The organism is Anaeromonas gelatinilytica (assembly GCF_016820635.1).
GTDB lineage: Bacteria > Bacillota > Clostridia > Tissierellales > SIT17 > Anaeromonas > Anaeromonas gelatinilytica.
On sequence record NZ_WSFU01000116.1, the window covers coordinates 1 to 13,595 of the forward strand.

Genomic DNA, 13,595 nt, shown 5'->3' on the forward strand with positions numbered 1-13,595 from the left:
TGCTCAGGTGCACGTTTTATGCACCGTCGAAGGGAAACTAGGTTTCCCTAGCGAAGCGGACACGTTTCTAGTCCGCATTTTTTATTTTAAGGGGGGATTTTTATTTTTAGATTAGGTATAATATTATTTTTAATAAGTACTGTTCTGGTATTGGGCTCAGATAGATTATTTAAAAAAGGTAAAATTACAGATTTAAAGCAGTTATTAAAAATTAAATTATTTGGATTATCTATAACTGTCATTTCAATTTTTTTGATGATTTATGGAAAATAAAAAGGAGTGAATAAAATGGAAAATCTAGCAAAAACTTATAATCCTAAAGAATTTGAAGATAGATTATATAAAGAATGGAGTAAAAAAGGGTATTTTAAAGGTGATGTAAATAAGGATAAAGAACCTTTTACTATTATGATGCCTCCTCCAAATGTAACTGGAAATTTGCATATGGGTCATGCTCTGAATCATACAATTCAAGACATTTTAATAAGATGGAAGAGAATGGATGGGTATGAAGCGTTATGGCTCCCAGGAACTGATCATGCTAGCATATCAACCGAGTCAAAGGTAGTTGCCCGTATTAAGGATCAAGGGTATACAAAGGAAGAATTAGGTAGAGAAAAGTTCTTAGAAAAGGCTTGGGAATGGACAGAAGAATATGGTGGAAATATTAGAGGACAACTTAGAAAATTAGGTGTGTCTTGTGATTGGTCGAAAGAAAGATTTACTTTAGATGAGGGATTAAGTGATGCAGTAGAAGAAGTATTTATCAGATTATATAGAAAAGGTTTGGTATATAGAGGAAATAGGATTATTAATTGGTGTCCTAGTTGTGGAACGGCTATTTCTGATGCTGAAGTAGAGCATATTGATGAGAAAGGTAAATTTTGGTATGTAAAATATCCTGTAAAAGGAGAAGATAGATTTGTAGAAATTGCCACAACTAGACCAGAAACCATTTTAGGGGATGTGGCAGTAGCAGTAAATCCTGAAGATGATAGATATAAGGATTTGGTAGGGAAAGTACTTATTTTGCCTCTAGTTAATAGAGAAATTCCAATAATTGAAGATGAGTATGTAGAAATGGAATTTGGAACTGGTGCAGTGAAGATAACTCCAGCTCATGATCCAAATGATTTCGAAGTAGGATTAAGACATGATTTAGAGAATTTAAAAATAATGGATGATGAAGCTAAGATTAATGATAATGGTGGAAAGTATGAAGGTTTAGATAGATATGAAGCGAGAAAAGAAATTATTAGAGATTTAGAAAAAGAAGGGTATTTAGTAAAAATAAAGGATCATGAGCATAGCGTAGGACATTGTGAAAGATGTAATACTACAGTTGAACCTTTAATATCTAAGCAATGGTTTGTTAATATGAAACCTTTAGCCGAACCTGCAATAAAGGCATATAAGGAAGGAAAATTTAATTTTGTTCCTGAAAGATTTGGTAAAATTTATCTTAATTGGTTAGAAAATATTAAAGACTGGTGTATATCTAGACAACTATGGTGGGGACATAGATTGCCAGTATATTATTGTCAAGATTGTGATGAGGTTATTATTTCTAAAGAAAAACCTGGAGAGTGTAGTAAATGTAATTCTGAAAATATAGTACAGGACGAGGATACTTTAGATACATGGTTCTCATCAGCACTTTGGCCTTTTTCAACATTAGGATGGCCTGAAAATACGGAAGAGTTAAAGTATTTCTATCCTACAGATGTATTAGTTACGGGATATGATATTATCTTCTTCTGGGTAATTAGAATGGTATTTTCAGGATTAGAACATATGGGAGAGATACCTTTTGAAAATGTATTTATCACTGGATTAGTTAGAGATTCTCAAGGGAGAAAGATGAGCAAATCATTAGGAAATGGAATAGATCCATTAGAAATTATAGATGAATATGGATCAGATGCATTAAGATTTTCATTGATAACAGGAAATACCCCTGGTAATGATATGAGATTTTATATAGAAAGAGTTGAATCTAGTAGAAACTTTGCAAATAAACTATGGAATGCTTCACGATTTGTGATAATGAACTTAGATAATGAGTTCAAATTTGAAGGCATTGATAATTTTGATTTAAAAGATGAAGATAAATGGATTATATCTAGAATGAATAATATTATTAAAGATGTAAGTAGTAACCTAGATAAGTTTGAGTTAGGAATGGCAGCTCAAAAAATATATGATTTTACATGGAATGAATATTGTGATTGGTATATTGAAATGGTAAAATCAAGATTATATGGAGAAGATGAAAATGATAAAAGAACAGTTCAGAATATTTTAATTCATGTATTAAAGAATATAAATAAACTTTTACATCCATTTATGCCATTTGTAACGGAAGAAATATATAGTTATATAAATGATAATGATGAAGCTTTAATAGTAGCTGAGTGGCCAAAATATAATGATAAATATAATTTTAATAATGCTGAAAAAATAATAGATTTTATTATGGAAGTTATAAAAAATGTAAGAAATATTAGAGCAGAAATGAATGTTGTCCCTTCTAAAAAAGCTAAGATTATCTTTGTTACTAAAGATGATAATATACAAGAAGTATTAAAAGAAAATGAAATATTCTTTAAAACCTTAGCTTTTGCAAGTTCTATTGAAATAAAAGATACTAAAGAGGGAATAGGTGAAGATGCAATGAGTGCAGTAGTAGAGAGTTGTGAAATATTTCTTCCTTTAGAAGAGTTAGTAGATATGGAAAAAGAAATTGAAAGATTAAATAATGAAAAAGAAAGATTAATTAAAGAAATAAAAAGAGTAAATGGTAAATTATCAAATGAAGGTTTTGTAAATAAAGCCCCTGATAAAGTTGTGGAGGAAGAGAGACAAAAGAAGATTAAGTATGAAAATATGATGGAAAAGGTTAAAGAAAGACTTAATAATTTAACCAATAAATAAATTGAAAAGACACCAATTGGTGTCTTTTCAATAATATACTTATTATATGAGGTGATGAAATGAATTATAAAGAAGCTTTGGAATATATCCATGGTACTAAAAAATTTGGTAGTAAATTAGGATTAAAAAATATAACAAGATTACTACAATTATTGGATAATCCTCATGAAAAATTAAAATTTATACATGTAGCAGGAACTAATGGAAAGGGATCAACTTCATCATTTATATCAAATATTTTAATTGAAGAGGGGTATAAAGTTGGTTTATTTACTTCTCCATATTTAGAAGTATTCAATGAAAGAATAAGGATAAATAATATTAATATTTCAGATGATAAATTAGGAAATATTACGGAAAAAGTGAAAAAAGGTGTAGATAAAATGATTGATGAAGGGTATAATCATCCTACTGAATTTGAAATTGTAACAGCTATAGCTTTTTTATATTATTTTGAAGAGAAAACTGATATTGTAGTATTAGAAGTAGGATTAGGTGGTAGATTCGATTCTACTAATGTTATAAATAAATCATTAGCTTCAGTGATAACTTCTATATCTCTAGATCATATGGATATTTTAGGTGATACTATAGATAAAATTGCATATGAAAAAGCTGGTATAATTAAAAGAGAAAGTAAAGTAATATCTTATCCTCAAAAAAAGGATGCAGAAACAGTTCTTTTAAATGTATCTGAAGAAAAAAAAGCTAGTTTGGATTTTCTTAGATTTGATGAAATTAAAGTTAAAGAATACAATGATAAAGCTTCTTTATTTGATTTCAGTTTCCAAGGAAATAAATATAAAGATTTAGAGATAAACTTAATAGGAAAACATCAAATATATAATGCTTGTTTAGCTCTTAAATGTATATTAGTATTAAGTGAATGTGGAGATATAAAAATATCTGAAAATAGTATAAGAAATGGTTTGAAAAATTCTAGATGGATGGGTAGATTAGAGTTAATTAGACAAGAGCCTAGAATATTGATTGACGGTGCACATAATGTTCAAGGAATTCAAACTTTAGTAGAAAATATAGAGACTATATTTTCTTATGATAGGTTAATTTTAATTATAGGCTTGTTAAGAGACAAGGATGTAGAGGAAATTATTTCAATTATTGCTCCAAAGGTTGATAGAATATTGATAACTGAACCAGAAAATCCTAGAAAAATGATTGCTAAAGATTTATCTTTCATTGTAAATAAATATAATAGTAATTTAAAATGTAAAGAGAATATAAAAGATGCTATTGAGTTATCCTATGAAGAATATGAAGAAAATGATTTGATTTTGATAGCAGGATCATTATATTTAATAGGAGAAGCTCGAAAAATAATAAATAAGAAATAATACTTTATTCTCCTATTAATATATTAATAGGAGTTTTTTCATATCTAGTATAATATTTAGACCTTTTGTAAAGATGAGTGATTATGATTTAATAAAAAATTCTAGATAAAAGTAGATATGTATAATAGTAATAATACAAAAAAATTAAAAATGGAATTAAATGAAATAATAAAAGAAATAAAATATAGAAATTTAAAATCGTTAAAAATTGAACTTGTATATAAAATTCTTTCTTAATAATTAAACTCACAAATTCACCATAGTATAATTCCACGCATAAACTGTTATATAGAAATTAATGGGGTGATACTATGGGTTCAGGAGATTTTTCAAAACTTTTGGTTGCGAATACAGCAAGTAATTCATTAACCTATATAGATTTAACGCAAGATTATAAGTCTATTGAATTAAAATATAGTGATATGATTTCCCCAAATATTAAGAATAAAGTAAATGAGAAAATATTTAATATTGGAACCCATCAAATATTTAATAGTTCCATTGCAAATGTAATATATACAGTGAATTCATTCAGTAATAGCATATTTAAGATAGATGTGTCTTCAAAAAAAATATTAGATATTGTTTATGTGGGATGTAGTCCTAATCATATGGAAATATATAAAGAGAATATTTATGTGACTAATGGTGATTCTAATTCAATTTCAATAATTGATGAGGAAAATTTTAATTTAATAAAGAATATTCCTGTGGGTGGAAAACCTCATGATTTAAAAATAGATAGATTAAGAGATAAAATATATATAGCCAATAGTAATGGTTATAGTATTACTATATTAGATTTATTGAATAATACTGATGAGAGGATATTGATGGATATACATCCATTACATTTTTATATGTTGGATGAGAATATGTTTATATTGTCTTGCCATTGTGATGAACTAAATAAATCTTCAATATCATTATTTAATTTGGATAATAAGAAAGTATTTAGAAGAATATATATTGATGATTCTATATTGGATATGACAGTTTTGTTGGATAAAAATATAATTTATACTACAAATGCAGGTAATGGATGTTTGTATAAGATAGATTATGAGAAGCAAAAAATAATAGATAAGATTGATATTGGAGGTATGCCTAATAATATTTTATGGGATAAAGATAATTTGTTATATATAAGTGATATTGTTAAAAATGCTGTAATATTATTTGATATTAATAAAGATAAAGTAGTAAGAGAAATATTAGTAGGTAGGGAACCAAATGGATTATTATTTATATAATGTCGAGAAATTTTCTCGACATTAATTTTTGTGTTATAATTGTTTATCATTAGTAATTAAATTTATAAATTCTTTATAAATAAATTCAGAATTTTCTTTCCAATTATTGCAAATCATCTTAGCTTGTTTTTTAGAAACTACGTTTAAAGAAAGATTAAATAACGTTACTTCATTTTCAATAACTTTAAGGGTTACTATGAATTCAGATTGATTTTTTTGATAATAATTTCCTAAAATTTGAGTTTCTTTAATTTTCTCTTCTTTTTTAGCTAATGATTTATTTTCTATAATTTTTTTGATTTCTGTAGGTATTCTTTCGGAAAAATAGTTTAATATTTCTTTACCTTTTTCTGTTAACATATAGTATTCGTTTCCATCTTTAGTAACGATTTTCAGAAATTCAGAATCTACTAACTCACTTAAATATTGTTGTACTAAAAAATAATTCATATGGTTATTTTCTAATACGAATTGTGTAACTTCAGAATTTGTCATAGGATAATCTACAGTATTAAAAATATAAATTAGTATTAATTTATTTTGAGCTAAATCATTACTATTTTCAACAAACATTTTCATCACCTTCATATAAATTGTTATATAAAATTATACCATAAAAATCGTGAGGTGAATAACTATCTCTTTTTTTGTTAGGATTAATAATATGAATATATAGTAATATTGCTACCTAATTATTTTATTTAAGAAAGAGGAAATAGGATGTACAAAAGGTAGAATTAATAGAGAAATAGATATATTAAAAATTGTATGGGCATTAGCAATTTGTCGAGGAATATTATCAGGAGATATATAAGTAACCACATTGGCTAATATATTACCGAAATTAAAAAATATTATAACTCCAAATATATTAAATAGAATATGGAATAATGCTACTTTTTTACCATAAATATTAGTGGTTAAACCTCCTATTAATGCATCAATACAAGTTCCTATATTTAGTCCAAATAATATGTATATGGAGGTTATTAGTGGTATTAATCCAGACTTTGCTATGATTTGTAGTATAACTATTGAAGTACTACTACTATGAATTAAAGTGCTAAAACCCGCACCAAAAAATACAGAATTAATTTTATTATCGTATATATGTGATATATATGATAATGAATCAGGAGAATTAGTAAAATTTGACAATGAATTTCCCATTAATTTTATACCTATAAAAATTAATGATATTGAAAGAATAGAAGTGCCTGTTATTTGAACTTTATAATTAGATGAGTATAAGTATAATATTAGGCCTAATATTATTAAATATGGAATGAAATGTATTATGTTAAATGCAGTCAATTGACCTGTAACTGTAGTACCAATATTAGAGCCAAGTATAAGAGGTATTGCCCTTTCTATACTAATAGATTTACTGTGTGCTAGAGTTATAATAATAATAATAAATACACTACTACTTTGAATTAAAGCTGTTATTATAATACCGATAAGGAAGCAGTTAATTTTTTTATAAGTTAATTTTTTTATAATGGTGTTCCATTTCATTGATAAATTTTCTTCCATTGTCAGAGATAGTAATCTTATTGAAAAGAGAAATACAATTATGCCTGAGACAAACTCTATTATTATTTTTAGATTATCATTATTAAAAATTTCCATGATAGACCTCCTTTAACTTATAATAAATATATTCTTAACTGTATATAAATTATTCTATATATCAATCTATAAATTTAATTGACTAATAATGAAATCAATGATTTAATAAACGTGGGTATTTTTATTTATAGTAGAAAGGTGGAAATGTATGGTTAAAAAGATCTTAGTGATTTTTATATTAATAATGTTTGTTTGTATAAATTTTAATAGTGTTATAGCGGAAGATAATATAGAAAAATCTGATCTCGTGAGAGGAAAGGTAGTGGAAATTATATCAGAGGATGTAGAAGAAACATCCTATGCTGAAGGAGAGACTACTACAACTCAAGTTATTCAATTAAAAATTATAAGTGGTGACCACAAAAATGAAGAGGTAATGGTAGAAAATTATATAGATAGTATGTTTGCATATAATCTTCATGTTGAAGAGGGAGATACTGTATTGGTTAATTTGGAAAAGGATGAAAATGGAGAGGTTATTACAGGCTACATATCTGAAATTGTAAGAGATAAATATTTACTATATTTAGTCATTATATTCTTCTTATTATTAATAATAGTAGGAGGATTAAAAGGACTTAAATCAATAGTAACCTTACTTATAACAGGTCTTGCTGTAATCAAAGTTATGTTACCTCTTATATTAAAGGGATACAATCCTATTTATTTATCTATTGGAATAAGTGTTGTTGTAATAGCAATTACATTAATTATTATTTCTGGTTTTAATAAAAAAGCTTTAGTAGCAATTATTGGGACAAGTGGTGGAGTAATTGCAGCTGGAATTATAACCTTAATTACTAGTCATTTTGCTAATCTTACTGGGTTAGGATCAGAAGAAGCTCAAATGCTTAGTTTGCTTCCACAAGGAGATACATTTAATTTTGAAGGAATATTATTTGCTGGTATAATCTTAGGAGCTTTAGGGGCAGTAATGGATGTAAGTATGTCTATCGCTTCTTCAATGAATGAAATTAAAATTAGTAATCCTAGTATATCTAATAAAAGTTTAATAAAATCTGGTATGAATGTAGGAAAAGATATAATGGGTACTATGTCAAATACTTTGATTTTAGCTTATACAGGTGGATCTATTCATTTAATGCTTTTATTTATGGCTCATGATTTTAGATTAGCGGAAATAATAAATAGAGATATGATAGCTTCTGAAATTGTAAGAGCTTTATCAGGAAGTATAGGGCTAATATTTACAATACCTATTACAACATTAGTAGCAGCTAGCTTATATAATAAAATTAAAAAGTCTGAAGATGTAAAATAGTAAACAGAAAAGGAGGGTTACCTCCTTTTTTATTGTAATCATTTCTATTTTGTATTTTCACCCCATATAATATAGTAACTATATTATATGGGGTGAATTATATGAAAAATTATTTCTTTAAAAAGAATAAAATTGTATTGGTTATTTTAGGATTAGTTTTATTATCTATTTTTAGTGTTTTAATAAAATCTGAAAATAATAATATTAAACAGGTATTTTCACCAAATAAGGAATTACCTATTTATTGTGTGAACAGAGAGGATAAAAAGATTTCTATAAGTTTTGATGCAGCTTGGGGGAATCAATATACAAATGAAATATTAGATATACTTGATGAATACGATGTAAAAACTACTTTTTTTTTAGTGGAATTTTGGGTTGATAAATATCCTGATTTAGTAAAAGAAATAGATGCTAGAGGACATGAATTAGGAAACCATTCTTCTAATCATCCTTATATGTCTAAGCTTAATGAGAAACAGATTGTGGACGAATTGAAAAAGACTGAAGATAAAATATATAAATTAACTAATAAAAAAACTAATTTATTTAGACCACCTTTTGGAGATTATAATAATAGACTTATTCAAGTTTGTAGAGATAATGATTATCATGTAATACAATGGAATATTGATTCTTTAGATTGGAAAGAAAAAGGGATGCAACCAGTTGTTGATAGAGTAGTAAAAAATGTAAATGATGGATCAATAATTTTATTTCATAATAATGCAAAATATGTTACAGAATATTTGCCTGTTGTATTAAAAGAATTAAAGGATAAAGATTATGAAATAATACCAATTTCAGAACTTATATATAAAGATGATTATTATATAGATCATGAAGGTAGGCAGTTTAAAAAATAAAATTTGAATTTATTTGATATTTTTTACTGTGAATATTAAACTCATATATTAACAAATACTAAATAAGATATTAACTATAAGATTTATGAATTATAATTATATAGTTAATAATAAATTTATTTTTTATAGGAGAGTTAAATAAATGTACATTAATGATAAAAAGATAAAAGGTATTACATGTAATTCAAAAAAAGTAAATGATGGATATGTATTTGTAGCAATTGAGGGAAAGAAAATAGATGGAAATGACTTTATAGATGAAGCAATTGATAATGGAGCAATAATTATATTTACTAATAAAGATATATACAATAAAAGAATTCCGATAGTAAAGGTTAAAGAACCACGAAAAAAATTGGCTAAGCTTTTAAATGAGTTTTATGAATATCCTACAAAGGGTTTAATCATTATAGGAGTCACAGGTACAAATGGAAAGACTACTACTACTTATTTAATAGAAAGATTGTTTAAAAATGCAGGATATAAGACTGCTCTTATAGGAACTTTAGGGGTTAAGATTAATGATGTTGAAACTTTATATGAATTATTTAGTGAATTAAAAAAAATAGATATTAAAGTGATTATATTGGAAGTATCTTCTCATGCATTAAAATTTGATATGACTTATGGTGTGGATTTTGATGCAGCTATTCATACTAATATAGAAGTAGATCATTTAGATTTGCATAAAAGTTTTGATGATTATTTGAATACAAGAAAAATATTATTTGATTCTTTAAGGAGAAATAGATTAGCTGTTATAAATATTGATGATGAAAATGGTACTAAACTCTTAGATGGAAATAAAAATGCATTAACAATAACTTATGGACTAAATTCAAAATCCTCTGTGACAGCTTCTAGTATAAATATTCAGGAGAATCTTAGCTTTAGTGTTTGCATTCAAAGAAGTATTTTTACGATAGAAGAAAAAGAATATTTTTCTCAAGAATTTAATATTTCTACTAAATTATCTGAATTATATAATGTATATAATAGTTTAGCTGCAATTTCATGTGCTTTGTATTTTGATATTGATATAGATATTATTCAAAATTCATTTAAAGAAATTGAGGGCATTCCTCGGGAGATATAATAGTTTTGTTAGGTCCTCGATGTATGAATAAGGGTAAAGAAATATTTTATGATTTAATTAAGGGCTCTTAAGAGTACTTAGTTAAATTAATTTAACATAAAAAAAGGGATTTACTTATATTTGTCTAATATTTTATTATAGATTATTCACTTTTTAAATCGAAAGATTAGATTAAATAATTTACAAAATTATTCATATTAGTACTTTTAAATGAATAAAATTATCTTAGAAATCCTAAAAACACATAAGAATAGGAAAGGGAGTGGGGACTTGATTGATAAAATTATCAATAATAATTCAGTGACTATTGTTGGGAAGGTAGTTGCTGAAAAAAAATTTAGTCATGAAATGTATGGAGAAGGATTTTATGTATTTGAAATGGAAATTCCTAGATTGAGTGACTATTCTGATATATTACCTGTAACTATATCAGAACGTTTATTAGTAGATATGGATATTTCAATAGGAAGGAATGTTGTAATTGAGGGACAATTGAGATCATATAATAGATATCATAATGGACATAATAAATTAGTACTTACTATTTTTGCTAGAGATGGTTATATGCTTAATGAAGAAGAATATGAAGAGAAGATAAAGAAACCAAATGAAATTTATTTAAATGGATTTATATGTAAAAAGCCAGTTTATAGAACAACACCTTTTGGAAGAGAAATAACTGATTTATTAGTAGCTGTTAATAGACCTTATAACAAATCTGATTATATTCCAACTATTACATGGGGAAGAAATGCCAGATTTTGTGAGAATTTAGAAGTTGGAGACCATATAAAAATATGGGGAAGAATTCAAAGCAGAGAATATCAAAAGCACTTATCTGATGGTAAAGTAGAAAATAAAAAAGCCTATGAAGTATCTGTATCTAAGTTAGAATATGTAAAAGATGATAATAATAGAGAAAATGATGAGGATGAAGAAGAAAAAGAAGATATAAAGAAAGTTGAATCGGAATCATATTAAGTGTTAAAAATGAAAAGGATGATCATTTAAATGATCATCCTTTTCATTTTTAGATATTAATATAGCTGTTATTTGTTATAATAAAAGTATATGTATAAGTAAGGAGGGAATATAATGAATTTTGATATTCAATATAAAATAATATTAGGATTGATAGTGATTATTATACTATGTTCTATACAATATACATTAAATAAATTATTATACGAAATAAGAAAAATAAGAAGATATCTTAGTAGTATTAATGATGATTAAAGTGAGGGGTTGGTATGACAAAACTTTATAAAATTATTGATGATATATATCAAGAATACTCTTCTCAATATGCTAATAAGTTGATAGAAAAATCGATAATGAATACTATTATTTTATTAGTGTATAAAAATCATGGAATAGATATAAAATCTGAATTTAATTTTCGAAGAGATAGTATGCTTAGTTCTAGAATATTATTTCAAATTGAAAATTCGATAGATAAATATATTTTAATAGATGAAAATATTATTCCGAACGTGTATGAGTATATTATTTATTATAGAAAAAAAGATAAAGAAAAATTATCAATATATTATACTCCTAAATGGATAGTTGAATATATTATAAATAATACTCTTTTATTTAATAAAGATAATATAAATATTAAAGATTTAAAAATATTAGAGCCTTCATGTGGTGGTGGAAATTTTTTAATATTTATTATAGAGAAATTATATTATTATTATAAAGAAAAAACTAATTTCACTAATAAAGAGATTATTAATGGTATAGTAAAAAATAATATGTATGGAATAGATATGGATTCAAATGTTTTGGAATATTGTAAACATTCATTGATAATAAAAATATATAAATTAACTGGTGAATTATATAATTTGAATTTTAATTTAATAAATTTAAATTTTTTAAAAGAAGGAAAATTAGATAATATAAACTTTGATTATATAATAGGTAATCCACCTTATTTAGAAAATAGAAAAATTAATAAATATTATCAAAAAGATTATTTGAAAAAAAAATATAAAACTGCAGTAGGAAGGTTTGATATATATAGTTTATTTATAGAGAAATCTATAAAATTATTGAAAAATAATGGAAGAATTGGATATATAATACCCGGGAGTTTTTTGACTAATAATAATTTTTCTGAATTAAGGGGATTTATTTTGGATAGTTGTTTTATTGAAAAAGTTATAAATTTAGGTGAAAAAATATTTAAAGATGTAGATATGAATATGAGTATAATAATTATAAGTAGAAACTCATATAAAGATTTAGTATTTTCTAAAAATATTTCCCAATCTAATTATAAAAAAGAAAAATTATATTTAAAACCTTATAGAAAGATAAAACAACAATATTATAATGAATTATTAAATAATGTTTTTGATATAAATTCATCAGATATAATTTTTAAAATGCGTAATAGAATATTTAATCAGTCTAAATTTAAAATTAAGGATTATTGTGATATTATTGCCGGTATAGCTACAGGAAATGTAAGAAATAAATTATTAACTACAAATCCAGATATAAATACTAAAAAGGTTTTAGAAGGAAAGAATATATATAAATATAATCATAACTGGAATGGATTATATATAAGAAATGATAGATCATTAATAGATAAGACAAATGGAGAATATGCTACTTTTATGAGAGAAGATTTTGTATATGATCAAAAAATCTTAATTAGACAAACTGCTGATAAATTTATATGTTCTTATGATGAAGAAAATTTTTTTATTTTAAATACTTTATATTCACTAATAATTAAGAACAATAATCGCCAAGATATTTATGTGAAATTTATATTAGCACTTTTGAATTCAAGTCTATTAAGTTGTATTTATAGAAGCATGACTATGGAAGATGGTAAATTATTTCCACAAATTAAAATTTTTCATATTAAAGAAAGTCCATTAAAATTAGTATCTATTTCTGAACAAAAGGTTATTGTAAAAATTGTAGATGAAATTTTACAAAGTTATAAGGATACAAAAATCAAATTTAATTTACAAAAAACATATGTAGAAAATAGAATGTTAAGAATTGATGATTTAATATATGATATATATGAAATATCCAATAAAGAAAGAGGTGAAATAGAAAGATTAAATACTAGTTTTCAATCTAATTCAGAAGTTTAGCACTTAAAGATTTTTCTGGGCGATAGCCCGTTGATTTATAAAGAATATT

General features: G+C 24.9%; 11 protein-coding genes. 9 read left to right on the plus strand and 2 right to left on the minus strand.

The features are described 5' to 3' along the window. Positions 1–288: 288 nt before the first annotated feature. The 3 genes from GOQ29_RS09960 (at position 289) to GOQ29_RS09970 (ending at position 5,542) form a co-directional block, all read left to right on the plus strand. The gene (locus GOQ29_RS09960; protein WP_203372502.1) at positions 289–2,934 is read left to right on the plus strand and encodes a valine--tRNA ligase; all 2,646 of its coding nucleotides are present in this window, start codon (positions 289–291) and stop codon (positions 2,932–2,934) included. A gap of 59 nt (positions 2,935–2,993) precedes the next feature. Then, positions 2,994–4,289, plus strand: coding sequence for a bifunctional folylpolyglutamate synthase/dihydrofolate synthase (locus GOQ29_RS09965; RefSeq protein ID WP_203372503.1), 1,296 nt, complete (start codon positions 2,994–2,996; stop codon positions 4,287–4,289). A gap of 311 nt (positions 4,290–4,600) precedes the next feature. Continuing rightward, on the plus strand, positions 4,601–5,542 hold the full coding sequence (locus GOQ29_RS09970) for a YncE family protein (RefSeq protein ID WP_203372504.1): 942 nt from the start codon (positions 4,601–4,603) through the stop codon (positions 5,540–5,542). A gap of 33 nt (positions 5,543–5,575) precedes the next feature. Here the strand turns inward: GOQ29_RS09970 and GOQ29_RS09975 are convergent, their stop codons facing one another. Together GOQ29_RS09975 and GOQ29_RS09980 are read right to left on the minus strand one after the other, a co-directional pair. After that, on the minus strand, positions 5,576–6,115 hold the full coding sequence (locus GOQ29_RS09975) for a DUF4364 family protein (RefSeq protein ID WP_203372505.1): 540 nt from the start codon (positions 6,113–6,115) through the stop codon (positions 5,576–5,578). Between the two features lie 111 nt (positions 6,116–6,226). Next, positions 6,227–7,174 carry a Na/Pi cotransporter family protein gene (locus GOQ29_RS09980; RefSeq protein ID WP_203372506.1) on the minus strand — a complete coding sequence of 316 codons (948 nt, stop codon included), beginning with the start codon at positions 7,172–7,174 and terminating at the stop codon, positions 6,227–6,229. Positions 7,175–7,322: 148 nt separating this feature from the next. Here GOQ29_RS09980 and GOQ29_RS09985 point away from each other — a divergent pair, with 148 nt between their 5' ends. The 6 genes from GOQ29_RS09985 (at position 7,323) to GOQ29_RS10010 (ending at position 13,546) form a co-directional block, all read left to right on the plus strand. Beyond that, positions 7,323–8,456, plus strand: coding sequence for a YibE/F family protein (locus tag GOQ29_RS09985; protein WP_252187589.1), 1,134 nt, complete (start codon positions 7,323–7,325; stop codon positions 8,454–8,456). 101 nt (positions 8,457–8,557) lie between these two features. Then, positions 8,558–9,322 carry a polysaccharide deacetylase family protein gene (locus GOQ29_RS09990; RefSeq protein ID WP_203372507.1) on the plus strand — a complete coding sequence of 255 codons (765 nt, stop codon included), beginning with the start codon at positions 8,558–8,560 and terminating at the stop codon, positions 9,320–9,322. A gap of 142 nt (positions 9,323–9,464) precedes the next feature. Continuing rightward, positions 9,465–10,418 (plus strand): Mur ligase family protein, encoded by a 954-nt coding sequence (locus tag GOQ29_RS09995; protein WP_203372508.1) that lies wholly within the window; start codon positions 9,465–9,467, stop codon positions 10,416–10,418. Between the two features lie 270 nt (positions 10,419–10,688). After that, positions 10,689–11,399 carry a single-stranded DNA-binding protein gene (locus GOQ29_RS10000; protein ID WP_203372509.1) on the plus strand — a complete coding sequence of 237 codons (711 nt, stop codon included), beginning with the start codon at positions 10,689–10,691 and terminating at the stop codon, positions 11,397–11,399. A 114-nt stretch (positions 11,400–11,513) separates the two neighbouring features. Continuing rightward, a complete protein-coding gene (locus tag GOQ29_RS10005) occupies positions 11,514–11,654 on the plus strand; it encodes a hypothetical protein (protein ID WP_203372510.1) in 141 nt (46 codons plus the stop codon). A 14-nt stretch (positions 11,655–11,668) separates the two neighbouring features. Next, positions 11,669–13,546, plus strand: a complete 1,878-nt coding sequence (locus GOQ29_RS10010; protein ID WP_203372511.1) for an N-6 DNA methylase family protein — start codon at positions 11,669–11,671, stop codon at positions 13,544–13,546. Positions 13,547–13,595 lie beyond the last annotated feature (49 nt).

Coding starts and splice junctions, on each gene's coding strand:
- GOQ29_RS10005 (WP_203372510.1), top strand. CDS start 11,514: ATGAATTTTGATATTCAATATAAAATAATATTAGGATTGATAGTGATT.
- GOQ29_RS09970 (WP_203372504.1), top strand. CDS start 4,601: ATGGGTTCAGGAGATTTTTCAAAACTTTTGGTTGCGAATACAGCAAGT.
- GOQ29_RS09985 (WP_252187589.1), top strand. CDS start 7,323: ATGGTTAAAAAGATCTTAGTGATTTTTATATTAATAATGTTTGTTTGT.
- GOQ29_RS09965 (WP_203372503.1), top strand. CDS start 2,994: ATGAATTATAAAGAAGCTTTGGAATATATCCATGGTACTAAAAAATTT.
- GOQ29_RS09980 (WP_203372506.1), bottom strand. CDS start 7,174: ATGGAAATTTTTAATAATGATAATCTAAAAATAATAATAGAGTTTGTC.
- GOQ29_RS10010 (WP_203372511.1), top strand. CDS start 11,669: ATGACAAAACTTTATAAAATTATTGATGATATATATCAAGAATACTCT.
- GOQ29_RS09975 (WP_203372505.1), bottom strand. CDS start 6,115: ATGTTTGTTGAAAATAGTAATGATTTAGCTCAAAATAAATTAATACTA.
- GOQ29_RS09995 (WP_203372508.1), top strand. CDS start 9,465: ATGTACATTAATGATAAAAAGATAAAAGGTATTACATGTAATTCAAAA.
- GOQ29_RS09990 (WP_203372507.1), top strand. CDS start 8,558: ATGAAAAATTATTTCTTTAAAAAGAATAAAATTGTATTGGTTATTTTA.
- GOQ29_RS09960 (WP_203372502.1), top strand. CDS start 289: ATGGAAAATCTAGCAAAAACTTATAATCCTAAAGAATTTGAAGATAGA.